The 26,176-nt window shown below is 43.5% G+C and carries 21 protein-coding genes and 2 rRNA genes (1 of these 23 running past the window's edge); all 23 read right to left on the reverse strand.

Annotated features, from left to right (window positions below; translation table 11 throughout):
- Positions 1-15: 15 nt before the first annotated feature.
- The gene (locus tag OIM03_07720) at positions 16-1,503 is read right to left on the reverse strand and encodes a GGDEF domain-containing protein (protein ID HJI74158.1); all 1,488 of its coding nucleotides are present in this window, start codon (positions 1,501-1,503) and stop codon (positions 16-18) included.
- Positions 1,485-4,775, reverse strand: a complete 3,291-nt coding sequence (locus OIM03_07725; GenBank protein ID HJI74159.1) for an EAL domain-containing protein — start codon at positions 4,773-4,775, stop codon at positions 1,485-1,487. Before OIM03_07725 ends, OIM03_07720 begins: the two co-directional genes overlap by 19 nt.
- A gap of 207 nt (positions 4,776-4,982) precedes the next feature.
- On the reverse strand, positions 4,983-5,351 hold the full coding sequence (locus OIM03_07730) for a DUF192 domain-containing protein (protein HJI74160.1): 369 nt from the start codon (positions 5,349-5,351) through the stop codon (positions 4,983-4,985).
- Between the two features lie 40 nt (positions 5,352-5,391).
- Positions 5,392-5,808 (reverse strand): type II secretion system F family protein, encoded by a 417-nt coding sequence (locus OIM03_07735; protein HJI74161.1) that lies wholly within the window; start codon positions 5,806-5,808, stop codon positions 5,392-5,394.
- Positions 5,809-5,847: 39 nt separating this feature from the next.
- Positions 5,848-6,327: a hypothetical protein gene (locus OIM03_07740; GenBank protein ID HJI74162.1), complete on the reverse strand. Its 480-nt coding sequence runs from the start codon at positions 6,325-6,327 to the stop codon at positions 5,848-5,850.
- Positions 6,324-7,712 (reverse strand): CpaF family protein, encoded by a 1,389-nt coding sequence (locus tag OIM03_07745; protein HJI74163.1) that lies wholly within the window; start codon positions 7,710-7,712, stop codon positions 6,324-6,326. The genes OIM03_07740 and OIM03_07745 overlap by 4 nt, the downstream gene beginning before the upstream one ends.
- A gap of 51 nt (positions 7,713-7,763) precedes the next feature.
- On the reverse strand, positions 7,764-8,237 hold the full coding sequence (locus OIM03_07750) for a pilus assembly protein (protein ID HJI74164.1): 474 nt from the start codon (positions 8,235-8,237) through the stop codon (positions 7,764-7,766).
- Positions 8,238-8,356: 119 nt separating this feature from the next.
- Positions 8,357-8,599: a hypothetical protein gene (locus tag OIM03_07755; protein ID HJI74165.1), complete on the reverse strand. Its 243-nt coding sequence runs from the start codon at positions 8,597-8,599 to the stop codon at positions 8,357-8,359.
- Positions 8,600-8,753: 154 nt separating this feature from the next.
- Entirely contained in the window at positions 8,754-8,975 is a 222-nt protein-coding gene (locus tag OIM03_07760; GenBank protein ID HJI74166.1) for a hypothetical protein, read from the reverse strand.
- 238 nt (positions 8,976-9,213) lie between these two features.
- Positions 9,214-10,176, reverse strand: a complete 963-nt coding sequence (locus OIM03_07765) for a type II secretion system F family protein (protein ID HJI74167.1) — start codon at positions 10,174-10,176, stop codon at positions 9,214-9,216.
- A 66-nt stretch (positions 10,177-10,242) separates the two neighbouring features.
- Positions 10,243-11,349 carry a response regulator gene (locus tag OIM03_07770; protein HJI74168.1) on the reverse strand — a complete coding sequence of 369 codons (1,107 nt, stop codon included), beginning with the start codon at positions 11,347-11,349 and terminating at the stop codon, positions 10,243-10,245.
- A gap of 14 nt (positions 11,350-11,363) precedes the next feature.
- A complete protein-coding gene (locus OIM03_07775; protein ID HJI74169.1) occupies positions 11,364-12,179 on the reverse strand; it encodes an AAA family ATPase in 816 nt (271 codons plus the stop codon).
- 20 nt (positions 12,180-12,199) lie between these two features.
- Entirely contained in the window at positions 12,200-13,936 is a 1,737-nt protein-coding gene (locus OIM03_07780) for a pilus assembly protein N-terminal domain-containing protein (GenBank protein ID HJI74170.1), read from the reverse strand.
- A 21-nt stretch (positions 13,937-13,957) separates the two neighbouring features.
- On the reverse strand, positions 13,958-14,893 hold the full coding sequence (gene cpaB / locus OIM03_07785; protein ID HJI74171.1) for a Flp pilus assembly protein CpaB: 936 nt from the start codon (positions 14,891-14,893) through the stop codon (positions 13,958-13,960).
- A gap of 226 nt (positions 14,894-15,119) precedes the next feature.
- Positions 15,120-16,319 carry a Tad domain-containing protein gene (locus OIM03_07790; protein HJI74172.1) on the reverse strand — a complete coding sequence of 400 codons (1,200 nt, stop codon included), beginning with the start codon at positions 16,317-16,319 and terminating at the stop codon, positions 15,120-15,122.
- A gap of 47 nt (positions 16,320-16,366) precedes the next feature.
- Positions 16,367-17,611: a pilus assembly protein TadG-related protein gene (locus OIM03_07795; protein ID HJI74173.1), complete on the reverse strand. Its 1,245-nt coding sequence runs from the start codon at positions 17,609-17,611 to the stop codon at positions 16,367-16,369.
- 45 nt (positions 17,612-17,656) lie between these two features.
- A complete protein-coding gene (locus OIM03_07800; GenBank protein HJI74174.1) occupies positions 17,657-18,985 on the reverse strand; it encodes a pilus assembly protein TadG-related protein in 1,329 nt (442 codons plus the stop codon).
- 265 nt (positions 18,986-19,250) lie between these two features.
- Positions 19,251-20,561, reverse strand: a complete 1,311-nt coding sequence (locus OIM03_07805) for a pilus assembly protein TadG-related protein (protein HJI74175.1) — start codon at positions 20,559-20,561, stop codon at positions 19,251-19,253.
- Positions 20,562-20,729: 168 nt separating this feature from the next.
- Positions 20,730-21,377: a prepilin peptidase gene (locus OIM03_07810; protein HJI74176.1), complete on the reverse strand. Its 648-nt coding sequence runs from the start codon at positions 21,375-21,377 to the stop codon at positions 20,730-20,732.
- Positions 21,378-21,549: 172 nt separating this feature from the next.
- On the reverse strand, positions 21,550-23,556 hold the full coding sequence (locus OIM03_07815; protein HJI74177.1) for a BCCT family transporter: 2,007 nt from the start codon (positions 23,554-23,556) through the stop codon (positions 21,550-21,552).
- Positions 23,557-23,949: 393 nt separating this feature from the next.
- Positions 23,950-24,198 (reverse strand): hypothetical protein, encoded by a 249-nt coding sequence (locus OIM03_07820; protein HJI74178.1) that lies wholly within the window; start codon positions 24,196-24,198, stop codon positions 23,950-23,952.
- Between the two features lie 45 nt (positions 24,199-24,243).
- Positions 24,244-24,360: ribosomal RNA gene (gene rrf / locus OIM03_07825) — 5S ribosomal RNA — on the reverse strand.
- A gap of 79 nt (positions 24,361-24,439) precedes the next feature.
- Positions 24,440-26,176 (reverse strand): 23S ribosomal RNA (locus tag OIM03_07830); it runs 1,189 nt beyond the window's last position.

Here is a 26,176-nt window from a genome sequence, read left to right on the forward strand (position 1 = left end):
GTTCCCGCTGCGGAATTACCTTGCAGCAGCTCTTTCATCTCCCCGTTCTGTCAGTCTATGTGTTTTATAATACCTCTTCTTATTGCGATACATCTTTTTATCGGCAGACTTCATTCCAAAATCAAACTCGGATGCATTTTCCACCCACTCAAAGCCAATGGCGACATCCACGGAACGATTCCGGATAACCTTCGTGAATCGCCTAAGTTTATCCATCATGTCCAGTTTCTTCACATTATCCATGATGATAATAAATTCATCGCCGCCAAGGCGGTATATATCGTCAGGATCGAAAATTTCCTTCATGATGTCAGCGATTTCCTTCAGCCGGAGATCCCCTGCATCATGCCCGTATGTATCATTTGTTGCTTTAAGATTATTCAGATCGGCATATATGATTCCAACCGGCGTCCGATGAAGCTTGAGCTCCTCTACCTTCTTGCTCATTGCATTCCTGTTATGGAGTCCGGTCAGCAGATCATTGCCCGACATATATTTCAGTGTATTCATCAGTTCCTGATTTCTTGCCTTGAGGTCCAGGTAACCAGCCACTTTTTCCAGCATGTACCTGACATCGACGCCATTTTCTCGGTCGTAATTGATGACACCAAGGAATCCGTATAAGTGATTATCACGGAAAATAGGAACTTCAGCAATCGAATGCACATCGTGCGCTTTCAGGAACTGATACGTTACCCGGTCAGTGTCCTTGATATCATGAATATCGGAAATCGCAATGCTGTCATTCTTCTCAAGGAGATGCTTCCTCATCTCGACATATTCATCAAAATCAGCACCTGTAAATCCCAGATTCTTAATCGATGCAAGACCTTCTCTGCACCAGCTGAAAGGATAGGAAACTGACTGATCCTGTATGTTTCCAATGAAGACGCGGTCTGCGGAAATGATAATTCCTATTTCCTTGAGAACACTTCCAATCGCTGTGCCGTAATTCTCGCCTTTGATGAGGATATCCATCAGGTAATTGACCAGATGATCCGTTGAGTAATTGAGTACTCTGGGTGCTGCCTGCACGGTGCTCTTGTCCCGGCGAAGAATCATTGCTGAACAGGTGCCTCTTCTTGGCCCCCTGAAAAACAGATAGTCCAGCCATTCTCCTTCTTCAGGAAAGTACTTCTGGTTGAAAACGGTCCTTCCTTCGTAGGCGGCTTCATACAAACGCTGCCGCCAGGTATAATCCGGCGTATCCAGAAGATCTGAAAAGCGTTTTTCCAATTCAGTCTTATTATGGATTCCCATCATCTTCTCATATGCCGTATTCTTGTAACGGCAGATGATGCCTGAAATCATCCCGTCATTTCCAATCGGAACATCAAGCAGGACATAAGGAATAGGAATACGATCGAACAGTTCGCCTTTATTGACCCAGTCATCGACGGAAATTTCAGCACCGCCGCTCCTGATGATACCGATAGCCTGTTCCATCAATTTACCGGCTGCAATCTTATCTGATCCATATGTAATCAGTGTATTTGCATCCACTTTACATGGAATATTTTTTTGCATGGAATATTTTCCACATGATCGATATGGGAAATTTCTTCTTTCAATTTCCGGCTCATATCCGAAACAGCACCCTGGTCCTCATAATGGAAGAGAAGGATAAACTCTCCTCCATTGATCCTTCCGACTGGTCCGCTTCTGCCGAAGACTGAATTGATTCTTGAAGTAATTTCTCTTAAAAGTTCATCTGCCATCTCTTTCCCGTAAGATGCCAGCATTTGATTATACTGGGGAACAAAGATAAAGAGCATGACGTAGTCCACATTATAATGCTGATACATTTCCGAATACGTCATCATGGACTCGAGCAAACCTCTTGAATTCAAAAGTTCCGTGACCGGATCTGTTACTGTAAGCTTTAGATTCTCACGGCTCTTTTCTATCTGCTCTTCCTCAATGAACCAACCTAAAATCCCTATGATTTCCCCTTCATCATAAATAGGAATCTCTGTATAAATAATTCTTTTCAGCGTTCCCTGAAGTACGCAGTCAACCATTTCGTTCCTGATGCAGCGGCCGGAAATAAGCACATCATCCTCTGAACGTTTCCATGAATATTCATTGATGATCCAGCCCATCTCATCTGACGTCTTTCCAATGACGTCCTTTTCTGAGCTGAGTCCGAAAGATTTCATGAACTTCGAATTGATTCCGCGGATCCGGTGCTCCCTGTCCTTCCAGAAACAGGCAACGTCTGAGAAATTCATCAGGCTCTTCCAGAGGACATCCTTGCTCTCGACACCTCTTTCAGCATACGCTTCAAGCGCTCTTTCTTCGATATCTTCCTGCGCTGTGCCTACCATCTTCGCACAGTCCCCAGACAGCCCCTTCACACAGTAAAGTATCTTTGAAGCGCCCGTGCGGGATACCGGTATGATGGTGTGCATCTTCCAGGGATATGTACCATCCTTGTCTTTAGTCCGGAAGAAAGAGGAAAGGCCGGTATGCCCTTCCGCCTCCACCCTTTGCGAAAGTGTATTTGCATCTGTAAAAGCCAGATATCTTTCATAATCAGCAGGATAGATACAGGTCTCGGAGTAAATAACATGATCCTGTTCCAGATCACCCGTCTTTGACAGTTTTCCTCTCGTTTCTCCCCGGCCGGCCAAGTTCATTGAAGTCCTTTTTGCCAGATCCAAAAGCGTTATATTGTCGTAGACGGAATACACATTCTGAAGAATGCGGTCAAAATGCGTCTGTCCGGCTCTGTCTGTATCTCCCGGAGTATTTTCTACCAGATTATTTAATTTGATAGAAAATGCATACGTTCCATTATTATGAACAATGCAGGCTCCTGAAAGAATCTTCGGCTTATTGCTGATGATGCAGGAAACTTCTTCACGATGCCCGCTTTTCAGTACTTTTTCAGCCAGTTCCCTGAATGCACTGGCAAATTCCATCCGCCTTGCATTTCCAATGCTTTCCCTATTGCCAAGCTCTATGCAGCCGGGCGTCATAATCTTTTTCAGATGTTCATCCTTGGTATATAAAAGACGAATTGTCTTTCCATCGTATTCAGCGACACCAGGTGCTTTATCGTTCTGAAAATCAACCTTGCTCAAAGCCTCATAGTAAAGACGCATAGCGCGGCTTTCAATTTTGATTCCCGTATCCATGCAGTGACGGATCGTTTCTTCGTAGGGAGCCGGTTTTCCAAAATAATATCCTTGTACTTCTTCGCAGCCCGCCTTTTTCAAGAATTCAAACTGCTCCTTTGTCTCTACGCCCTCTGCCAGACTCCTCCCGCCGATAGTTTTCGTCATAGCTACAACGGATGACAGAATATTTCTGGCCCTTTTACTCGGGCTTGATAGAAATGCCATATCGATTTTAAGCACGTCAAACTTATAGTCTTTCAGAAGATTGAGCGAGGAGTAACCGCTTCCGAAATCATCCATCCAGACTTCATAACCAGCCGCGCGGAATTTTTTCAGAGTCTTCCAGATGACGGTTTCCCCGCCCATAAAAACGCTTTCCGTGACTTCGATGTGCAAAAGTTCCTTTGGAACTCTGTATCTGGCTGTCAAATCCTCTATTTCCTTAAAAATATCGCAGCAAAGAAAATCGAGGCGCGAAAGATTGACCGAAACAGGAACAATAGCCTCTCCGCTTCTCTTGCAAAGCGCAATATTCCTGCACACCTGCCGAATAATCTCCAAATCAAGCTTGTAAATTTCCCGGCTGTCTTCCAACGCGGTGATAAAGTCGCATGGCATTAAGAATCCCTTTATAGGATCATTCCAGCGGGCAAGTGCTTCCATGCCGCATAACGTTTTCGAAATCGTTCTTACGACTGGCTGGAAGTATGCCTTTATGTATTCCTTCTCTATGGCTTCATCAATATTCTTGGTCACATATTCGCGGACAGTCAGACTCTTTCCCATGGAATCCGTGTAATATGCATAAAAGGTGTCCGGTGTATTGCGGATACTGTCACAGGCAATCTTGACACTGGCCAGTGCCAGATCAGGATTCAGCGTTTCTCCATGCAGTTCATATACGCCAATCTTGCATTCCACCTTGGCGGACGGCCTGATACGAAGGATCATATCATGCACTTCCTTCAGCCGCCTGTCTATATCCCCGCCTTCAGCAAGGACCATGAAATGATCCACGTCGAAACGGGAAATGAATGAATCCGAAAAGACCTGGCGGATGCTCTCCCCCATCATCTTCAGGAACTTATCTCCTGCAGTAATGCCGTAATTGACATTGAACATTTTGAAATGGGAAATATTGAAGAACAGCAGGTACAATCTGTCAGGACTGCTTTTTTGCGCATTTTCCCTGACAACTTCGTGAGCTGCAGCAATGAAGCGTCTCATGCCAGGAAGTCCCGTTACAGGATCGACCTCATAAGAAGGCAGTCTGCCTTTTTCATTGATGACAAAGACATGAATCAGATGGCTTCCCGTCTTTTCATCCTCTACATGCCCTGCCAGTTCCACAGGCCGGCAGCTTCTGTTTGCTGTCACGATCATGCAGTTCAATGTGAAACGGTCTTTACTTGCATGCAGCTGATCCTTTATATCATCCAGCAGCAAGGTCCGGTTCTTATGGATCATGCCAAAAAGAGACCCGCCTGTCAGTTCATGGAATCCTCTTTCATTTTTACAATCGCATAGAGCCAGCATTCGGGGGTTCGTATAGACAATTTCTCCCTGTTCATCATCTCTGTATACAAAGACGCCAATAGGGAAGTTTTCATAAGTATGTCTCATGAAGTCCAGCGTATATAACGATTTATCCATAATATCCCCGTCCCAGCTTCTACGGAAGCTCGAAAAATATTTTTAATCTTTGTTATAATTATATAAGTTTTAGTCCATATTTGTAAATATCGAATAGATGCTTTAGCCCGAAAAATACAATAAAAAATCCAATCCGTCGGGTTTTTACAGATTGGCTTAAAATCATTTTATGAAACTCATTAGTTTATAAATTTTTATTTTTTGCTCTTACTTACTATTTATTTTCTCACTGCATTTGCCTTTCATACCAGTTTCTAAATGCATCCTTTCCGCCTCGCCGGAAAGCATCTCTATGACTGATGCGGCATGGAAGCAGGCTGAAATTCCTATCCAGGGATGGAGATTCCTTACTATTTTCACAATGGTATTATCCTGATCAAGATAAACCGCATCAATAGCAAAGCGCATAAAGCACATATGAATGCTGTTTGTTGAAACAAGAAGAAGCCCGCTTCCTTGAGGAAGCGGTTTTCTCATCATAAGCCCGCAGAAACGGCCAAGCCACGTATCAGCCCTTTCCACCTGAATCTGAACGCATGGAAAATCTTCCTTGCTAAAAGTCCAATATTCGAGCATAGACTCTCCTTTGCGCCTCACAGTCTTAGCAAAATAAAAATCACCCCATTGCCTGCTTGATTGATAATAAGGATGGTAATAGTACAACAACGAAAATCGATGGGAATATGCAAAGTACTAGTGGGAAAACCATCTTGACAGGTGCCTTCATTGCCGTGGCTCTAGCTCTCTGTCTCCTGATATTTCTCATATTATCTGCCTGAATTTTCAAGGTATCTGACATAGATGCCCCCAGCTTTTCCGACTGGGTAACTGACATAACGAAGAGGTAAATATCCTGCACATCGCAGCGGTTAGCCATAAATTTCATGGAACGAGCGCGTGTCATACCCATACGTATATCCTGAAGCATCCAGCGGAATTCATCAATGAGCGGCCCGTCCATACGGTCAACGACCTTCTTTAAAGCTCCGTCAAAGGAAAGTCCTGCCTGCACCGAAATGGAAAGTAAATCCAAAACATCGGGCAGCTGACGGATAATCTGATCCTGTCTTCTTCAGATAACATGATTTAAAATTCCAAAGGGAACTAATGCACCAAAAATCATTCCCATCCATATAATTAGAAGCCCGCTTATAAAGGTTGTATTTTCTTTGGCAACATATCGGAAAGATATAATTCCCCCTGCCATCATACAGATAAACCAAATGCCGGCCATCGGCCTTACATGCCAGATTCCCCGCTTACCGGCAAGCATAATACGGTGCTGCATCATTTTGGAGATAGTTGCGGGCGTAAGATATGAAAATGTAGATGCAAAACGTCCAAGAAGTCTGCCAATCGTCCTTTGAAGGAAAGGCGTTTTTTTCAGTTCTTCTGCCCTGTCAGCACTCAAATCATTTTTCGATTGATTGCCTGCATACTCTCCCAGTCTTTTTTTTACGCCGCGAGCCTCTCCTGAAGAGCGGAGGATAAGGAAGGCAAGCAGCAAGAAAATGACCGCCGCGATGAATGCAGATAGCAAGAGAATCATCATTCACCCTCCTCTGGGAAATGCATGGAACCAGCCTGCATCAGATCTCTCGGAAGCTCCACATTATGAGCTTTAAACTTAGAAAGGAACTGAGGCTGAAGTCCGGTCGGTTCAAAGACCCCCAGTGCTTTACCGCTATCATCAAATCCTGTCTGCCGATAACGATACAAATCCTGCAGGACGATAACGTCCCCTTCCATTTTCTGGACTTCTGTGATATATGTAATTTTTCTGGAACCATCCTGAATACGGGATTGGTGGACAATCAAATCAAGCGCGGAAGAAATCTGGTCACGTATTGCGCGGACCGGAAGTTCCAGGCCGGACATCAGCACCATTGTTTCCAGACGGCTTAGAATATCTCTAGGGCTGTTCGCATGCGCTGTCGTCAGGGATCCATCATGACCTGTATTCATGGCCTGCAGCATATCGAGTGCTTCACCGCCGCGGACTTCGCCTACAATAATACGGTCAGGGCGCATACGTAGGGAATTTTTTACAAGATCGCGGATCGTAATGGCGCCTTTCCCTTCAATGTTAGCCGGCCTGGCTTCAAGAGTTACGACATGCGGCTGCTCCAGGCGGAGTTCTGCTGCATCTTCGATTGTTACAATACGTTCATCGGAAGGAATAAAAGAAGACAGGACATTCAGTGTCGTTGTCTTACCGGAACCAGTACCACCGCTAACCATAATATTCAGCTTGGCTTTGACGCATCCACGGAGGAAACGAGCCATATCTTCCGAAAGCGAACCAAATGAAACGAGATCTTCAATTGATAGAGGCGTCTGTGAAAACTTACGAATCGTAATACAGGGGCCTACCAAAGACAAAGGTGGAATAATGATATTGACACGCGATCCATCAGGAAGTCTGGCGTCGACCAATGGAGATGCCTCATCAATATGACGCCCTAATGGGGCTACGATTTTTTCTACAATAGACATCAAATGAGCATTATCATGGAACTGTGCACTAGTCAGATGGAGCTTCCCCATCTGTTCCACATACACCTGTTTCGGCCCATTAACCATGACTTCTGTGACGGAGTTATCTTTCAGAAGAGGTTCAATCGGTCCAAGACCCAGGATTTCATCACAGATATCAGATACAAGGCGCGCTCGCTCACCACGCGGTACCGCAAACGGGTTTTCACTCAGAACTCTTTCTACATAAGTGGAAATCAGAGCTTCCACTTCCTGACGGCTGTGATTCGTTCCTTCAAAGAGCTGCTGCTGTTCAGAGGTCATTTCATCGACGATCCTGCGATGTACCGCAATCTTCAGGTCCTGATATCCCTGTTCAACAACCTTATCTGCGCGGCCGGCAAAAATTTTGCCTTCCTTTTTATTTTCCTTTTTCCCAAGACGCTCAAGCAGTGTCACCATTTCCACCTCCCTGCCATCAACCTGTAAAAATTTTTTATGAGTTAACCTTACTTAGCTTGAAGAAGACGAAGACGCTCCATTTTCATCATACATATAATAATTGATGCTATAGCTCTCAGGAATCCCAACACCCAACCCGGTCAGCAGATTGACAAATGCATACTGTTTATTCAGGATCGTATCAATGCGAACATGAATAGAATCCGGCGGTGCACCATCAGCAGGCGATGTTCCTGTATTATCAATCTGTATATCTTTGAATGTATACAGATTCGTTGTCATATGAGTATCTTCGATTGTCTGGCGATAGCGGTCTTCAAGTGAATCGTACGCTAATATTTCTGTATCATCTCCAGATGCCGGAATTGTAATGACAGCTTCTCGCGCTGCGGATCTCGCCATATTACTCAGTGTCAGATAGTCTCCATACATAAAGCCACAGTACATAATCCCAAAAAGAAGTACTAAAAAAAGCGGAAGGAGCAACGCAAATTCTACAAGCATTTGGCCTCTTTCTTTGTTCATTGTCATTCCACCTTTTCCATTTTTCATAAACACAACAAACAAATCCTTGCATTTATGTAACGATTAAATTCTCACAGTATCATAATAAATGAAACTACAATAACTTTCTGATTCTACTATTATCTTACGAATTCTCCGTACGATGCAAAATTTCTAAACTCCTGCAAAATTTGTGTACTCATAGTATTTATCAGATTCCACTTCACATTTGGATAAGCGATTCCATAGCCAATGGCTACAGCTGCTATCACAAAAGCTATCAGTATAGCATACTCCATTAAATTTTGCCCATTCTGATCAGAACCACCTAAGCTTCTTGTGATGGTATTGATATGTACTTGCAAAAAATGAATTATCAGCATATTCAGAAACCCCTTCCTAAGGTTTTTTGACGCCAATCTATTGCATAAGCTCTCGAGAAAAGGCAGAACATAAACATAACTTTCTGCCCTTTCCCGAGAGTTTCTGCACAAACAGAAACTCTCAGTAATAGCTGAATACAATTTACCGTAAAATTTAGGTTTTATTAGAAGCTGCACTAACGGCACTGCCAGTAACAGTATTGGCATTAGAGAAAATAGACTTAATATTCTCAGCCATACCAGACGTCTGATAAATCAGGAAACCGATGCCTACAACAATTGCCAGAAGCAAAGCATATTCAACGAGATCCTGACCTTTCTGACCCAACTTGGACAGATACATAATACGGATTTCATCAATCATCATTTTTAACATAGTTGTCACCCCCTTTTCGAGAAATAAAGGTTCTATAGAACCGAAGAAACTGTCCTCAAGCGACGCTAAGTACTAGCGCAACCCAAAGTGTTCAATTATGAAAACTTTGAGTTCCCCCTTCCCATATGAAGCCGCTCTCGAGGAAAGACAGCAGCTGTGCTGTCCTTCCCCCGGAACTTCTTCTTTACTGTTAAACAATGGATCGCTAATTTTCTTCTATTAAAGACGAAACATTCCCCTAAATCTTTATATCCATAATTTTATAAATAATGATAAAACCGATAATTTCCAGGACTACGGCAGCGCCTATCGCCAATCGTCCAATTGTGGTTGTTAATAACGGTTCAATATAAGTTGGAGATATTGCATAAAGCGCAATTGCCATCCCGATAGGAATTACGGCGAGAACCATTCCCGTTGCCCGCCCCTGTGCGGTTAGTGTCGTAATCTCACGACGAAGACGTACACGTTCAATAATAGTGTCTCGTATGGTATCAATGATTTCGGCCAAGTTTCCACCGACCTGCTGCTGAATCAAAACAGCAGTAATAACGAGGGAAAAATCTTCATTATCGACTCTTTCATCCATCTGCTGCAGTGCCTGTTCCAAAGGCTTACCCAAGTTTGTTTCACGAAGAACTCTGGCAAATTCCGTACTCATGGGAGGCTGCATCTCACGGGAAAGAATTTCCATCGCCTGCAGAAATGAAAATCCTGCGCGAAGCGCATTGGCAAGAAGTGTCAAACAATCAGAAAGCTGGCCGGTAAATTTTTTTGAGTTTCTACTTGCTAAATAACGAACATATCCCCATGCACATGAAAGTACAATCAATGAAAGAACTAATCCAGAAATAACGTTGGAAAAAAGGAGGAATCCTATGATGAAGCCAATAACAGCGGCGCCATTAGACATAATTAGGAATTCAGAACCTAAGATAGGCAGTCCTGCCCTGTCCATCAAAAGGTTCAGATTCATTGCATTTTTCTTAGGAGCCGTTTCCCTTAGACGCTTCCGAAAAGCCTTCCTGAGACGCGTCTTTAATTCATTTTTCTCCTGTTTTTCCTCTTCTTCAGGTGCATATCCGGTATAGAAACGCACTCTGTCACTGACTCTGGTCGTCTTCTTTAAAAGATGCATGGAAGAGAAAAATATCATGATGAAAACAAGAAATGAGCACAAAAGTGATATGAGTAAAATCATGATATTCCTCCTTCCCAACAGAATCTATTTTTATTAGGGGCATAAGCTTAATAAAGATTTGATTGATTACTGTCCTGCAATAATCGAATCGGCCAGATTTTCAACCGCCTTAGAAAACTGACTGTCAGGGTCTCGTGTCACTGCCATCCTGCCGTTATCGGCAGCCTCAGAAACAAGCAAGTATTCATTAGGGATAATATACTTGACCGGATATCCCATTTGCTCGGATAGTTTATTTCTCTGTTCTTCTGTAAAGGGATTAACTCTCGTAAAAAGAAGGTCCAGACGTTCCTGATAATGATCCCAAGCTTTAAATATTTCCAGTGCCCGCTTCATGTGCTGCACTTCATAGCCGCCATTGACCATAGCCGTAATAATCGTCTTGTCAGAAAGCTCGCAGGAAGTGGCAGAAATATCCGAAAATCCTGAAGGAATATCAATTAAAATATACTTATACAAGCTCCTTGACATTTTAACAAGAGATGTAAATCCTTCAATGGTTATTGTTTCCGCCATGTCCGGCTTGGAAGTTCCGCATAAAACCTGCAGATTTCTTCCGGTATTCGTAAAATACGTCCTAAGTGTTACAGGAGAGAGAAAGGAGATATCTCTTACAGCTTCCACAATCGTACTTTGCGGAGTCAGGTTGAAAAATACAGTCATATCACCAAACTGAGTATCTGCATCAATAACAGCCACCGGCTCATTTGTTTTTGCTGCCAATACAGTTCCCAGGTTAGCTATCAATGTAGATTTGCCACTTTTCCCCTTAGGGCTGAAGAAAGAAACCACTCTAGAGTATGCGCTTAGTGAAGATCTGCTCGCATTTTTAACGGTTTCAAGAAGTTCTTCGCCTGTAAAAGGCTTCACCATGTACCCTTTAGCACCCATATGAAGCAGCTTAGCCTGTGCCTCTGAATCCCAACGGCGTGCCAGACAAATAATGACAACATCAGGAATATTCTTTTTTAAGTCAGGAATAAGGAGCGCGTTATGCTCATTATCGACATCTACCAGAATCAAGTCCGGATTAAAGGCCTGCATCTGGCCCAGGGCATCACCTGCTGTTGCATATCTGGCGCTCACTTCAAATCCAGCCAGATTACGGACGACACTGGTAAGGCGTTCCATCATCATTTTATTTTCTTCAATCAGGACAGTTCTGTAAGCCAAGACGCCTCACCTCCTTAGGAAAAAAGTCTGCTAAAGAACCCGCCTTTAGACCCTTTATCCTGTTCTTCTTCTGTTCCCGGTTTTGCATATTTATCTACCATCCGGCAGATTTCGTGCGCCAGTTCAGTATCTCTCGATTTCTGAACCAATGGCTCTCCGGACTGGATGGATTTCTGTGCCGTCATAAAATCATTCGGGAGAACATAGTCGAAATGCTTCCCTAAGATTTGCTCCACGTCACTTACGTCAATCCTTGTTCTTGCATTGCTGCGGTTCAAAACATAACGGATTTTGGTGTCATCATATCCGAGTTCCTTCAACGTATCCGAGCCGCGTTTCATATTCTTAATAGTTGGTATAAAATCAACAAGACCAACGAAATCAATAATCGTTGATAAATCCATCATTGATAAATTCAAAGCACTAAACGTCGATGTCGTATCGACGATAACATAATCATATTCAAGCTGCAGACGTTCTATCATCGTCCTAATAAGCGAAATATCCATATTATAGGCTTCTTCCAGAAGATCCGGATTGACCAGTACGTCGAAACGGATATTTCCGGAATGGAATGGCGTCAGATAGTTCGACATTTTTACTTCGTTAGGATTATTCTGCATGGCCCTTTCTGCATCGGCAATCGTCATTTCCGGCTCAAGCTTCAGATAATAACGGATATCTCCGAACTGGAGATCTAAATCTGCTAAACAGACTTTAAATCCGTCTCTGGCGAGTTCGGCAGCAATATTTACCGCAATTAATGTTTTTCCTACCGCATAAGCTGTACTGAAAACTGTAAATATCGTTCCCTTCGTGCCTGCTGGCATTTAGATCCCCCCTTTAGCATTTATGTACGATCTGATGAGTATGCATTCATAATAGCGCGAACCCTGTCTCTGATATCCGGTTCACTGCTGCTTTCCTTTGCAGATACGTCCGCTTTCTTTACCGGTCTGGAAACTTTCTTTTCTGGGACCTGCTTGCGCTGGAGCTGGACGGGCTCCTGCTTTTCTGTGCCATCGTCCCTTTCCACTTTCACTATCTGCAGATCATCTTTACGCTTCTGGTAATCTTCCTCAGAAAGTGGAACCAGCATCGTTTCTCCATTTTCACCTTTTACTTGAAGAAGATGTTCAACAGGCTTTTCAGGTTTCCTTTCTTCAACAACTACTGTGCTGACTGGAACTTCCTTCTCTCCCCATAGATCTCTTTCCTGCTTGTCCGTCCCCTGTTCCACCGGCTGATTCAGATTTACATTCTCTCTGTTTCTGGCATATCTTTGTGAAACTTCATATCCCTGTTTCATTTGCTGAGACATTGGCTGTTCGGTATCTTCAGATACGAGTGTCGGAGTAATCAGGATCAGAAGCTCCCGGTTATCCCTTGTTTTGCTTGTATGGCGGAAGAACTGTCCAATGATTGGCAGATCCCCTAAAAGAGGTATCTTGCTGACTGTCTTGGAATCTTCTGAATTAAGAAGGCCGCCGATTGCCATTGTTGCTCCCGATCTGACATTGATTACGGCATCTGCTTCTCGTGATGCAAGGGCAGGAATACTGAAATTGTTCTCTACTACTGCATGACCGTAGTCCAGAGTCGATACTTCTGCATGAACCTTGGATGTAATCTTGTTTTCACCGTCTACAACAGGTTCAATATTAAGACGAATACCATATTCACGCCAGTCAATGGAAATTTCTCCGTCTCCAGCTGAGGTAGGAATCGGAATACGTCCGCCAATCAGGATATTTGCAGTCTTTCCGCTCATCGTCGTAATAGAAGGTCTTGAAAGAATTCTGGCCTTACCGTTTGTTACTAGCGCCTGCAAAGATGCATCAATAGTTGATAAATGACTTCCAATCCAGCCAAAGCTGCCTCTTGGATGACTAAAGTCCTCTCCTGCATATACTAACCCGGAAGATCCTGCCGTAACCCCCGATGATGAATTACCTAATGTTGGAGACCAATACTGGATTCCCAAATTCTTCTCATCGTCTGTATTGATTTCTATGAGCTGCGCTTCCAAGCGAATCTGGCTGGGATGAGACATCTCAAGAAGATCGATGATATTTTCATCTGTGGCGCTTCCCTGGGAACCATTCGTACCAGATGCTGACGTTGCTGAAGACGTACTGCCTCCGCCGCTCCCAAGGTAAAGCTGGGCAATCTTGATGGCCGTATCGTGTTCATACTGATTTTTCACGGTACCACGAAGAAGCACTTTGCCATTCATCATCTGCGCGGTGATTCCAGGATATCCAATGGCCTGCTGAATAGCACTTGCCATTCCCTGATCATCACCGGATACATAAACACTGTATTCCTCGCGGACACCATTAGCTGACCAGACAATCAGCGAAGTCGACCCTGCCTTCTTGCCAATCAAGAGGTAATCTCGTGCAGAAAGCATCCGGACATCCGCTATTTCAGGATTACCGATGGCAATCCTGGTAATCTTCGGTGCCTGCATATATTTTGATGAATTCAGTGATACATTGACAGGTGTTGCCGCAAAAGCCCAGCTGCAGGCTCCCATTACGGCTACCGCCGTCAAGATACTGATTCTCTTAAGGTTACTGATCATTCAACTATCCCCCAACTATACTCAAGTTCCCCAGATTACTTCAACACCGAAATCATTATCTACCGAAACACGGGCAGGTGAAGGTGCTGCCTGTCCCCCATTAGCTGACTGGACTGGTGCCGGTGTACTTGGCCCAGACTGCGAGGGCTGCGCTTCAGCCGCATTATTTTCCTTTGGAAGCGGTATCACGTAGTAAGCCACAGAGTTGGTATCACTGTCCGCCCCAATTGGTCGAAGCATAAGCTGCAGGATTCCCATCTGTGCGGATGCAGTAAGTTTTGCTGCATCATACGGTGTGACTGCCACTGTTGCAACAGCAGGTTGGGAAACCGGAGCGGCGTTACTTTTCTTAGCCGGGGTCTTCGTATCAGAATTCGACGGCGAAGATGCCGTATTTTCAGCTGATTCAGCAGAACCAGACTGCGCTTCCACACTGCTCTTATTGACAGCCAGAAGCAGTACATCTTTCAAAAGCATCTTGGATGTCATCGCATCAGGGTGCTCCTTATTGCCAACCAGCAGGATATCTACTTTATCTCCTGGTTTTGCAAAGCCGGAAACACCTGTAATGTCATTGATTGTGAAAGAAACGGCTCTCATTCCTTTAGGAATCATACCGGCAAAACCATTTGCCGTCTGGCTGTTGATTTTGCGGGCAGTTACAAGATCTCCCTTGAGAATTGCTACAGACGATGTTTTCCCAACGACGCTTTTCATATCCTTGACCGCCGCTGCAGGTACCGCATCAGAGGGGACACTGGACACCTTGACCATATCATTGGTGATGAGCGTATATGGAGGTATATCCTGAGATGCCTCTATAACCGGGGTCACGGCGATGCGCGCCTCATCTTCTGCCGTTTTCGCTTTCAGCAATGATGATAGACTGAAATAAATAATCAGAAAAACGATAACTGCACAGCCCGCGCAAATAATTAGAAGCTTGCGAGGCGACATTTTTTCTGCCATATCCGTCAATTTCTCTATGATTTTCACATGGCACCCCTTACTCTATAACCAACAACTAATAAAATCTATCCCGTTTCCTTATATAAAATAGTTATAGATTTTCTACCTTATTTTATCATAATCATGTTTTATTAACCACTATTGCCATAGTATCAAATTACTTACTAGTTTCTGCAATTTCATTAAACATTAGAATATTGTAATTTTTATATAATTATGCATTCCAAGCCAGACTAGAGTCCTCCACAAGTTTTGATTTCGTAGGCGCTTTATATGGCGCCCCCCATAAGTCCTTGTACTTGAAATAGGCGCTCGTGGATCGGATTGTCAGATTGGATGCGTAAATCGATCCGCTGAAGTCAGAAAGAGGACTTGTTACCGTAACGTTTGCATAAGGAGCATATATCACACTGGCAAGAGAAGATGTTCCCGCCCCTTCAGGACTGTAGATATTCAAATTGAAATTTCCAGTTCCCAAATATGTGATTACAAGAGGTCTGCTGATTGTCTTTGTCGTCGTTACAGCCACACTGCCTGATTTACTGTTGATATTCAGGTAAGCCGGTTTTCCGGCACCTCCCGATATATTTCCCAGCGTCAGTGAAACCGCCCCTGATGCTGTTACCTGGGAAAATTCGGCGGATCCGGTGATTGTCGTTGTTCCCGCAATATATGTTTTTACATCAGAACTGTTTGCGTCATAGAGTGACTTTATTTTAGATTCCGTTGCTGAGTAAAAGAAGTTGTAATCAGACAAACTTCCGGTTTTCACGGTCGAATAGTTTCCTGCTGCAGCTGCCTGCTCAGGTGTCATGCCATAGGCTTTGACCGTATAAAGATAATCGCTGGCCCCGGAAAATCCCAGAACAACAACATTGCCATCAAATGTCTTATAGATTTTTCCGTCATAAATCGCACCCAGCCCTGTTATTGACTTGACGGCTATCAAATCCTTAAATCCAAGATCAGCAGTCGAGCCGGATGCCTTCGTTCCAACTAAAGCTACCGCATCTGCTGAAACATCCACGTATGGCTTGATTCCTACCATTCTCATAAAGGAAGTAGGCATTTCTTTGACAATCATGACGCGATAATACGTTTTCCCTGAAACGGTCTGTGCCTGGAAACTCTTTGCTTTCAAGCCAGAATAATTACTCCCCAGATTGGCTTTCAAGTAATCATCCGCCCTGCTGTCTGCTTCCGGATGGCTGCCGGCTGTCTCATCATTCTGCATGTATGCCGAGGCGCCTGCCAAAGCAGCCGAGTCAACAGCATTCTGCAGGTTGGATTTATAAGAATAAATGCTGCCCAAATCCATTGCCAGTCCTGCACAAGCAAAGAGAATGGGCAGGAGAACCGCCACAAATACCAAAAGAGAGCCCTTCTGCAAGCTGGTCCTTTTGCTGCTTTTCATAAAGGATACCCCCTTTCAATCGAATTATTGATGCTCTTCTTATGGTTTTATGAATTCCAAACTAAACTGGAATCTTCTACCAGCCTGCTTTTTGTCGACGTTGTACCAGAGCCCGAAGAAGAACCGCTGAATATATCCTTATATCTAAACTGCGCCCCGCCTGAGACAACCTCCAAATCATTTGAATAGATGGATCCACAAAAAACACATCCACTCCCGATATTGACAACAACATCTGCATCAGGCGCATACAAAGCACCCGTAAAGGTTATTTCCGCCCCGCCCGATCCAAAGATATTTAATGTCAGCGGTTTATAATTGTTTTTATTGTTGTTTTTGGTAGTCCCTGTATAAATAATAACAAGCGGCCTTGTATTGGTTGAATTAATCGTTATATTGATCTTATTTGCATTTTTAGTCCCGTCAATCATGAGATACACTGGATTTCCTTCATTTCCGGACAGTTCCCCAATCGACAGGTTAGCATTCCCGGATGTTTCCTTTTTATAATAATCTGACGATCCGCTGACTGCCTTGTTCGTATAATTCCAATCAACCACAGATGATACGGCCGCATCATACATCTCATTAAGCTTTTCAGTTGTTGAATCATAGAAAGAATTATAATCTGATGCTTCTCCGGCTTGTACTGCAGAATAATTTCCATCAGCATCAGCCTGATCTTTTTTTTGCCCTAAAGCAGAAGATGTATAAATCGTTGTCCCCGCCAACACGGAGCTTAAATCAACTACATTACCATCATACGTTGTATTTACCCGGCCGTTCTTCAATGAATCGAGTCCTAAAATTTCCCTGGCTCCTATTAAATCCTTAAAATGCAAATCTGTCGTCCCGGGATTTCCTACTAAAGCAACAGCATCAGCGGAAACATCTATATATGGCTTTATTCCTAATATTCCCATGAAATAAGTAGGAGACGGTTCTGTCACTTTTACACGATAATATGTTTTTCCGGAAACTGTCTGCGCTTCAAAACTTTTATCTTTTAAACTGCTGTAACTATTGTTCAGATTAGCTTTCAGATATTCAGACGCCATTTCGTCAGCCTCCGGGTGATAATCTACCGTATCCCCGCCGGCAGTATATCCGGAAGCGCCTGCCAGCGCTGCGGCATCAACTGCATTCTGGAGATTCGATTTATAGGAGTACATATTCCCCAAATCGACAGCGAGTCCCGCACAGGCAAAAAAGACAGGAAGCAGCAAAGCAAAAAGTACCAAGAGCGCCCCCCTCTGCCCCTCTCTTTGGTTTCGGTATCCAAACCTGCTCATAAAACCGCCCCCTTAGTATTTAATACTTCACTGGTACACATGCCGTTAATTCCAGACCAGACTAGTATTTTTTACCAATCGTGTCTTATAGGTTTCTGTACCGTTCCCAGAGGAAGATCCACTGAAAATATCCTTGTACATAAAGTGAGATCCCGTTGAGTTAACATCCAGTGTTTGCGCATAAATTGAACCAATAAACTCACAATCATAACCCATATCAACTTCAACATCAGCATTCGGTGCATACAAGACCCCTGTAAAAGAAACAGGTCCATACTGATTTCCATTGATGTCTAACACAAGCGGCTTATTCTTTTTAGATGTTCCCGTGTAAATGATAATAATAGGTCTGTCATTCGTTTGGGTAACATCTATACTTATCTTATTCGCATTAAAGTCATCAATTTTCAAATATACCGGTTTCTCTGTATCTCCGGTTATCTCTCCAATGGTAAAATTTGCATTTCCCGCTTTTCTTTTTTCATAAAACTCTGTTGAGCCGGAAATATATTCATTCGTATAATTCCATGAATCGACGGAAGAATAATTGGAATCATATATTTCATTAATTTTATCCGTAGTTTTACTATAAAACGATTGATATTCTGATGCATTTCCTGACTGTGCATAAAAATAATTTCCAGCGTTATCTGCCTGGTATTTATATTGATGATATGCAGCAGATGTATAAATTTCTTCATTATAGGCTGTGTTTTGATAGACTACATTTCCATCATATGTTGTGATAACTTCATCATAATCACTAGCATCTGTATCAGAATTTCCCTTATTTCCGTTGCCTTTGTCCTTATTTTTTCCATTATTTCCATAAGCGTTGCCATTATTACCGCCAGTGCTGCCGCCAGAATCCAATGAATCCAAGTCCTCAATTGTTTTAACTGAAATCAAGTCTTTAAATTCAAAATCCGGTGTTCCTGAAGTTTCGTTTCCCACCAATACCACGGCATTAGCAGAAACATCCATAAGTGAATCCAATCCCAGCAGCGTCATAAAATACACTGGAGATTTCTGCGTAACTTTGACACGATAATAGGTTTTCCCGGAAACTGTCTGCGCCTGAAAATCTTTATCTATTAGATTCTGATACCCTTTTCCCAGATCTGCTTTCAAATATTCATCTGACATCGTGTTTGCTCCGGGATGGTTTTCTACAGTCTCTTCACCCGCAATATAACCGGCCGCTCCTGCTAAGGCTGCCGCATCAACAGCATTCTGCAAATTAGACTTATGGGCATACATACTTCCTAAATCGACTGCCACTCCTGCACAGGCAAAAAAGACAGGAAGCAAAAGTGCTGTAAGCACTAAAAGAGCACCTCTCTGCTCAGGTATTTTCCACTTTTTCCTGTTCATAAAAGCACCCCCCTTTACGCTTCCATATTCTGAGCTCTATGTCTAAACAAGTTCTTGCTGCAGTTGTCACAAATACGAAGAAAAATTACCGTAGAGTTTCCCTGATTTTATTGCTAATTCTTCACCGGTAAAAACACGGAAAAAGAATCATAAAAGGACTAAAAGGGCACCTTTGTGCACAGATATTGGGTCTTGATTCCAAATCTGCTCATAAAAGCGCCCCCTTGATATGTACTATGTTTTCATTCCTTTTTATATCAGACTACTAGCTCCACACCAAGCTGGAGTTTTCAATCAACTTGGTCTTCGATTTTTCTGTGCTTGCCCCTGCTGAAGATCCTCCTAATATATTCATATATGTAAAACGAGACATGTTTGAATCAACAGTCAAATCCCCCGCATAAATGGAACCACGAAATTCGCATCCATATCCCATTTGAATAACAACATCAGCATTCGGTGCATATAAAACACCAGTAAAAGTAGTCGGCCCATACCAGTTCGAGCTGCTATTGATGTCTAGAATAAGAGGTTTATTATTCCCTTTTCCATTTCCCTTACCATTTTTCGTCGTTCCTGTATAGATGATAACAATGGGTCTGTTATTTGTTTCAGGTATATTTATATTGATCTTATTTGCATTAGCTTCACTGTCAATTTTGACATAAATGGGTTTGCTGGACTCGCCATCCAGCCCCTGTATCGTTACATTTGCATTCCCTGAAGTTGTTTTTTCGTAATAATCCCCAGTTCCATAAATGACCTGATTGGTGTAATTCCATTTTTGAACGGAAGAGCGGTTCGCATTATATAAATCATCAAACTTTCTTTCTGTTGAATCATAAAACGAATTGTAATCCGTATCACCGCCGTCAGACAGTCTGAAATAATTGTGATCTGCTACAGCCCATCCCAAGGTTTTGTTATATGCATCCGGTGTAAAAGCATAACCAGGAGAATCCGAACCTCTTTCAACGATATTCCCGTCATAGGTTGCCTGAATCCCATATGAGCCCAACAAATAAGGTGAAAAAATATCTCTCCACCAGTAATAGTAGTTTGGACCTATGGAGCCTAAATCTGAAATATGATTGGCTACAATTAAATCCTTAAAGCCAAACCCGCTTGATGAGCTTCCAGCGCTTCCCACCTGCGCCACTGCATCCGCAGATACATCCGTAAGCGGATCCAGCCCCAGCAGCGTCATAAAATAAACCGGTGATTTCTGAGTAACCTTAACACGATAATACGTTTTCCCAGAAACCGTCTGCGCCTGAAAGTCCTTGACTATTAAGTTTTGATATTCCCTTCCCAGATTTGCCTTCAGATATTCATCTGATAATGTGTTTGCTCCGGGATGGTCCTCTGCTGTCTCTTCGCCCGCAATATAACCCGCCGCGCCTGCTAAAGCCGCTGCATCAACAGCGTTCTGCAAATTAGATTTATGGACATACATATTCCCTAAATCAACTGCCAGTCCTGCGCAAGCAAAAATTACCGGCAGAAGCAATGCAGTGAACACCAAAAGAACGCCTTTCTGCGCAGACGGGCGGATTTTATTCCCGTCCCTGTCCATACAGACGCTCACTCCTTCCTCTTCTCCTTATTTATTTTTATCTATACGCTCCCATACTTATTATACCTTTTTCTTATTCTTATAACAACTTAAAATAAGTTTTTGCATTTTATGTATAATATGAAACGATTTGTATCACTTTATCTCATACCATGAAGAATCACCGCTTTATAATCCACGGATCAGCAGAAGTGCAATCGCAGGAATGGCAAAATAAGGACCATAAGCGAAGGCGCTTTTCCTGCTCTTTATACCAAGAAGCAGCATGATTAAAGCAGAAATACCGCCAAACAAAATTCCAAACATTCCAATGAAGAATAATGTCTTTGTTCCCATCCATAAGCCAAGACACGCAATCAGCTTAATATCTCCGCCGCCCAGTGCCCCACGGGACAATATTGCAATGATGAGAAACAGCACACCTCCTGCCGCTGCAGCAATCAGATGATCAATGGCTATGGGGAGAAACAGCGCGCAGCAAAGTGCTCCCCCTGCCGCCAATGGAATGATCATGTCATTAAAAATGCAGTACTGTTCAAAATCGGTTGCAATGATCAAAAGCAGCAATCCGCAAAGTGCAAGCGACAAGACTAAAATAATTCCCTGTGAAACGAAGAAAAGTCTGATACCGGTCAGGAAAAACAGCAGCGTCAGAAGCTTTACTCTGTACTTTGCCCTACTGCCGATTGCATCAGGAAATGACAGAATCGAATGATTTTTGAGGTACAACCTATCAATCCACAGGGATCCATACTTTCCAAAGAAAAAGGACAGCGCCAGTAAAAGCGCTCCATAAGCAATTAAGAAATAATCCATGACCGTCTCCCAATAAATAAAACTTAGTTACAATATTTTTTATTATACAACGAAAACTTATCAGAATAACAAATATCAATGAAGCAGTCCGTGAATAAGAAAAGGCCCCGATTGACGCTGCCAATCCAGGACCTTCTCTTATTTAATAAATTGTATTTCTGAAACCATCTGATCAATCTTCTGTATCGAAGATGAAAAGTTTATGTTTTTTATCAGAAACCAGTTTTGTAAATCTATCATATTGTCTCAATATATCAACAATTATTTCATCTTTCTTCATATAGCGGACAGGATACCCAGTTCTTCCATCCTCAAAATAACTCATGGGAACATAAACAACTTCACTATCAACTTGAGGCATGGAGTCATTTTTGATGGCAAAGTCAGAAACGTTATGGATTTCACAATCAATACCATACTTAAAATTTCTGATAGAATCCTGTTTAATAATAAACTCAGCTTTAGGAAGCAGTGATTCAGAATCATATTTAACCGTCGCTTCTACACCATACTTTTTCATTTCATCCGCCAGTTCTTCAAAAGCCGGTACAGCCACTTCTCTGATAAACTTCCTGGCATTCACAAGATCTGGTTTTTTAGACATGGAATGAAGTCTTTCCTTCCATAAGGAACCAGTCCAGTATGAAGTACAAACAGAAAGACCGCGGCTGAAATATCCATTATCAACCAAAAGGCCATCCCACAAGCAGAAGCAAAGAACAATCATGACGATCAGGAACGGAAGCGCCATAACCATCGTCATCGCCTGCAGTGCCCCAAGACCGCCGGAGTATAAAAGAACAATGGCAAGAAGGGCTAAAGATGCGCCCCAGAAAATACTCTGCCATTTAGGGAATCCGGATTTGCCATAGGAAGCAATGGTATTGATGACAAAAATGCCAGAGTCTGCTGATGTTACAAAGAATAATGCAATGATGATAACAGAAATGAAAGATGTTACACTGCCCAGCGGAAGATGATTCAGAAAAGCGAAAAGCAATGCTTCTGTCTCACCTGAAATTGCAGAAAGAGCTCCATTGGTCTGCAAATCTACCCAGATAGCACTATTCCCAAAAATAGTCATCCAAAGCAGATTGAACAGAGTCGGTACAAACAAAACCCCAAGGACAAATTCGCGAATCGTACGGCCTCTGGAAATCTTTGCAATGAACATGCCTACAAATGGCGCCCAGGCAATCCACCATGCCCAGTAAACAACTGTCCAGGAAGTGAACCATCCCTCATTTTCAGGATCATAGGCAAATGTCCTGAAACTCAAAGGAATAATATTATGGATATACTCACCAAGATTCTCAGTGAAATCACTCATAATCATCATAGATGGTCCTGCAAACAGGACAAATAACAGAAGTCCTAGTGCTAAGAGCAGATTAATTAAATGACGGACACCTTTCCCCACCCCTGATACAGCTGATAAGATCGAGAAAGATATTGACACGGTAATGATGACTATAAGTTGGGGCATATCAATATTAGAAATAAAGCCAATCTGTTTCAATCCGGCTCCAAGCTGAAGCGCACCAAACCCCAACGTCGTCGTAATACCAAAAATAGTACAGCAAAGTGCAGTTATATCAATAATCCTGCCAAGAGCACCATCCAGATGATTTTTGAGCAGTGGATAAAAGCCACTTCTAACCGTCAAAGGCAAATGATATCGAAACCCGAAATATGCTAATGCCAATCCGATAACCCCATAAATTGCCCAAGCATGTATTCCCCAATGGAAAAATGTATTGAGCATGGCAGTTTCAGCACGAGCCCCCTGAGACAGGTTAGGATCAAGAGGAAGGGCATAATGAGAAATTGGTTCGGCTACGCCAAAGTACATAAGTCCAATTCCCATGCCGGCAGCAAAAAGCATTGCAATCCAGGATAAAAACGGATACTCCGGTTCTTCATCATCATCCCCAAGACGTATATCCCCTAATTTACTGACGCAGAGGAGAAGGAGAAAAATAACGAAGCAGGATACGCCAAGAATAAAGAGCCAGCCCCAAGACTTGGTAATCCATTGTTTTGCTTCATTGAGATAGTAACCTGAAGATCCCGGGAAAGCAGCACATGCAATCACAACTGCCAATATCACTATAATTCCGGGTATCGTTACCCAGGAATTAAAAGTAGAACGGAATGGGAATTTACGAGAATCATCCAATGGAACCGCCTCCAGTCAAAACAACAATTTATAAAGTAACTGCACTTCATCAATCTATTCCGATTAACAAACACAGCAAAAGAGAGAATAAGCCTAGTTGAGCTGTTCTCCCTAAACTCGTTATAGATAAATCTATAGCAATATATTAATATCTTTTATTATACCATAAGTCACTTATGTATCCAAATTATAAAATCTTAATAATGTTCGATAAGTGGTGGATTAGAAAGAAAGTAGAAGAAAAACAGTAAAAATAACGGGAATTCAGTCAATAAAAAGAAAATAAAGGTAAAATTCAATGTGTCATAAATTCATTTGAAATAAAGCAATACCTTGACACTTGTAATGACCTGTGGTTTTTCATAATTATTTCTGCTTATTTCACCAGCCATTTCAGCCAAGGTGACTCAGAAGGTCTTCACACAAAGCAAAAAGGACATCGATCGTAATGACCGGTGTCCTTCTTTTCTTAATCAGCTCTGCTTGTTCCTCCCGGCCATTCCAGCCAAGATGAGGCAGAAGGTATTCGCACAAAGCAAGAAGGACATCGATCGTAATGATCGGTGTCCTTCTTTTCTTAATCAGCTCTGCTTGTTCCTCCCGGCCATTCCAGCCAAGATGAGGCAGAAGGTATTCGCACAAAGCAAGAAGGACATCGATCGTAATGATCGGTGTCCTTCTTTTCTTAATCAGCAGCTTCCTATCCTCCCAGGCCGCTTCCAGCCAAGTACTTTCGGCGTTTGTGAGCTTAACTACCGTGTTCGGCATGGGTACGGGTGTATCCTCACAGCTATCGCCACTGAATCTGAGAGTCTGTTCTCTCAAAACTATACAGAAGAAGTTCCGAAGGCTCTTTTCAAGCCGGTCGTGCTTTTGTGAAATTTAAGTTAAGACCTCGACCTATTAGTACTGCGTCGCTCCAAGCCTCGCGGCTCTTCCACTCACAGCCTATCAACCTCATCGTCTTTAAGGGGTCTTACTCATTGCTGATGAGAAGTCTCATCTTGGGACGGGCTTCACGCTTAGATGCTTTCAGCGTTTATCCTTTCCGGATGCGGCTTTCCAGCCGTGCCACTGGCGTGACAACTGGTACACCGTTGATCCGTCCACTCCGGTCCTCTCGTACTAGGAGCAGCCTCCCTCAAACTTCTTGCGCCCGCGATGGATATGAACCAAACTGTCTCACGACGTTTTGAACCCAGCTCGCGTACCACTTTAATGGGCGAACAGCCCAACCCTTGGAACCTACTCCAGCTCCAGGATGTGATGAGCCGACATCGAGGTGCCAAACCTCCCCGTCGATATGAACTCTTGGGAGAGATTAGCCTGTTATCCCCAGGGTAGCTTTTATCCGTTGAGCGATGGCCTTTCCACGCAGTACCACCGGATCACTAAGCCCGACTTTCGTCTCTGCTCGACTTGTCTGTCTCGCAGTCAAGCTCCCTTCTGCCTTTGCACTCTTCGGCCGGTTTCTGTCCGGCCCGAGGGAACCTTTGGGCGCCTCCGTTACTCTTTCGGAGGCGACCGCCCCAGTCAAACCGCCTGCCTGAGATGGTCCGCAAGGTTGTTAATCTTCGCGTTAGAATCCCAGCAACAGAAGGGTGGTATCCCAACATTGGCTCCATAGCAACCAAAGTCACTATCTCTAAGCCTCCCACCTATCCTGTGCGTCTGCCACCGGGATTCAATCTCAAGCTGCAGTAAAGCTCCATGGGGTCTTTCTGTCCAGTCGCGGGTAACCTGCATCTTCACAGGTATTTCAATTTCACCGGGCCCCTCGTTGAGACAGCGCCCAAATCATTACGCCTTTCATGCGGGTCGGAACTTACCCGACAAGGAATTTCGCTACCTTAGGACCGTTATAGTTACGGCCGCCGTTCACTGGGGCTTCAGTTCAAAGCTTCGCTTGCGCTAACCTCTCTCCTTAACCTTCCAGCACCGGGCAGGCGTCAGCACCTATACTTCAGCTTTCGCTTTCGCAGGCACCTGTGTTTTTGGTAAACAGTTGCTTGGGCCTCTTTTCTGCCACCCTTTTCTGTTCCGTGCGTTTCTGCACTTCGCCTACTCAGGGCCATCCTTCTCCCGAAGTTACGGATGCAATTTGCCGAGTTCCTTAACGAGGGTTTTCCCGCGCACCTTAGGATTCTCTCCCCGCCTACCTGTGTCGGTTTACGGTACGGGCGGATTTCGTCTCGCTAGAAGTTTTTCTTGGCAGTGTGGGATCCATGAGTTCGTCATAATCGCTTATAACTCCCCATCATGTCTCTGCTTTCAGAATCGGGGATTTGCCTCCGATTCAACATACGCACTTGGACGCGCTCTTCCAGTCGCGCGATCATGTGCCCTCCTGCGTCACTCCATTGCTCAAATGACTCCATCCGGTACAGGAATTTCAACCTGTTGTCCATCGCCTATGCGTCTGTGCCTCGGCTTAGGTCCCGACTTACCCTGAGACGACGATCGTTGCTCAGGAACCCTCGGGCTTTCGGTGGAAAGGATTCTCACCTTTCTTTTCGATACTCATACCGGCATTCTCACTTCTTATGTGTCCACATCTCCTTACGGTAATGCTTCTTCCCCATAAGAACGCTCCCCTACCCATTGCATTAAGCAATGCCAT

It is taken from the genome of Veillonellaceae bacterium, from assembly GCA_025992895.1.
GTDB lineage: Bacteria > Bacillota > Negativicutes > Veillonellales > Dialisteraceae > Dialister.

Coding starts and splice junctions, on each gene's coding strand:
- OIM03_07805 (HJI74175.1), bottom strand. CDS start 20,561: ATGGACAGGGACGGGAATAAAATCCGCCCGTCTGCGCAGAAAGGCGTT.
- OIM03_07755 (HJI74165.1), bottom strand. CDS start 8,599: ATGCTGATAATTCATTTTTTGCAAGTACATATCAATACCATCACAAGA.
- OIM03_07780 (HJI74170.1), bottom strand. CDS start 13,936: ATGATCAGTAACCTTAAGAGAATCAGTATCTTGACGGCGGTAGCCGTA.
- OIM03_07745 (HJI74163.1), bottom strand. CDS start 7,712: ATGGTGACACTGCTTGAGCGTCTTGGGAAAAAGGAAAATAAAAAGGAA.
- OIM03_07810 (HJI74176.1), bottom strand. CDS start 21,377: ATGGATTATTTCTTAATTGCTTATGGAGCGCTTTTACTGGCGCTGTCC.
- OIM03_07730 (HJI74160.1), bottom strand. CDS start 5,351: ATGCTCGAATATTGGACTTTTAGCAAGGAAGATTTTCCATGCGTTCAG.
- OIM03_07795 (HJI74173.1), bottom strand. CDS start 17,611: ATGAGCAGGTTTGGATACCGAAACCAAAGAGAGGGGCAGAGGGGGGCG.
- OIM03_07760 (HJI74166.1), bottom strand. CDS start 8,975: ATGTTAAAAATGATGATTGATGAAATCCGTATTATGTATCTGTCCAAG.
- OIM03_07740 (HJI74162.1), bottom strand. CDS start 6,327: ATGATGATTCTCTTGCTATCTGCATTCATCGCGGCGGTCATTTTCTTG.
- OIM03_07750 (HJI74164.1), bottom strand. CDS start 8,237: ATGAACAAAGAAAGAGGCCAAATGCTTGTAGAATTTGCGTTGCTCCTT.
- OIM03_07800 (HJI74174.1), bottom strand. CDS start 18,985: ATGAACAGGAAAAAGTGGAAAATACCTGAGCAGAGAGGTGCTCTTTTA.
- OIM03_07775 (HJI74169.1), bottom strand. CDS start 12,179: ATGCCAGCAGGCACGAAGGGAACGATATTTACAGTTTTCAGTACAGCT.
- cpaB (HJI74171.1), bottom strand. CDS start 14,893: ATGTCGCCTCGCAAGCTTCTAATTATTTGCGCGGGCTGTGCAGTTATC.
- OIM03_07790 (HJI74172.1), bottom strand. CDS start 16,319: ATGAAAAGCAGCAAAAGGACCAGCTTGCAGAAGGGCTCTCTTTTGGTA.
- OIM03_07725 (HJI74159.1), bottom strand. CDS start 4,775: ATGGATAAATCGTTATATACGCTGGACTTCATGAGACATACTTATGAA.
- OIM03_07765 (HJI74167.1), bottom strand. CDS start 10,176: ATGATTTTACTCATATCACTTTTGTGCTCATTTCTTGTTTTCATCATG.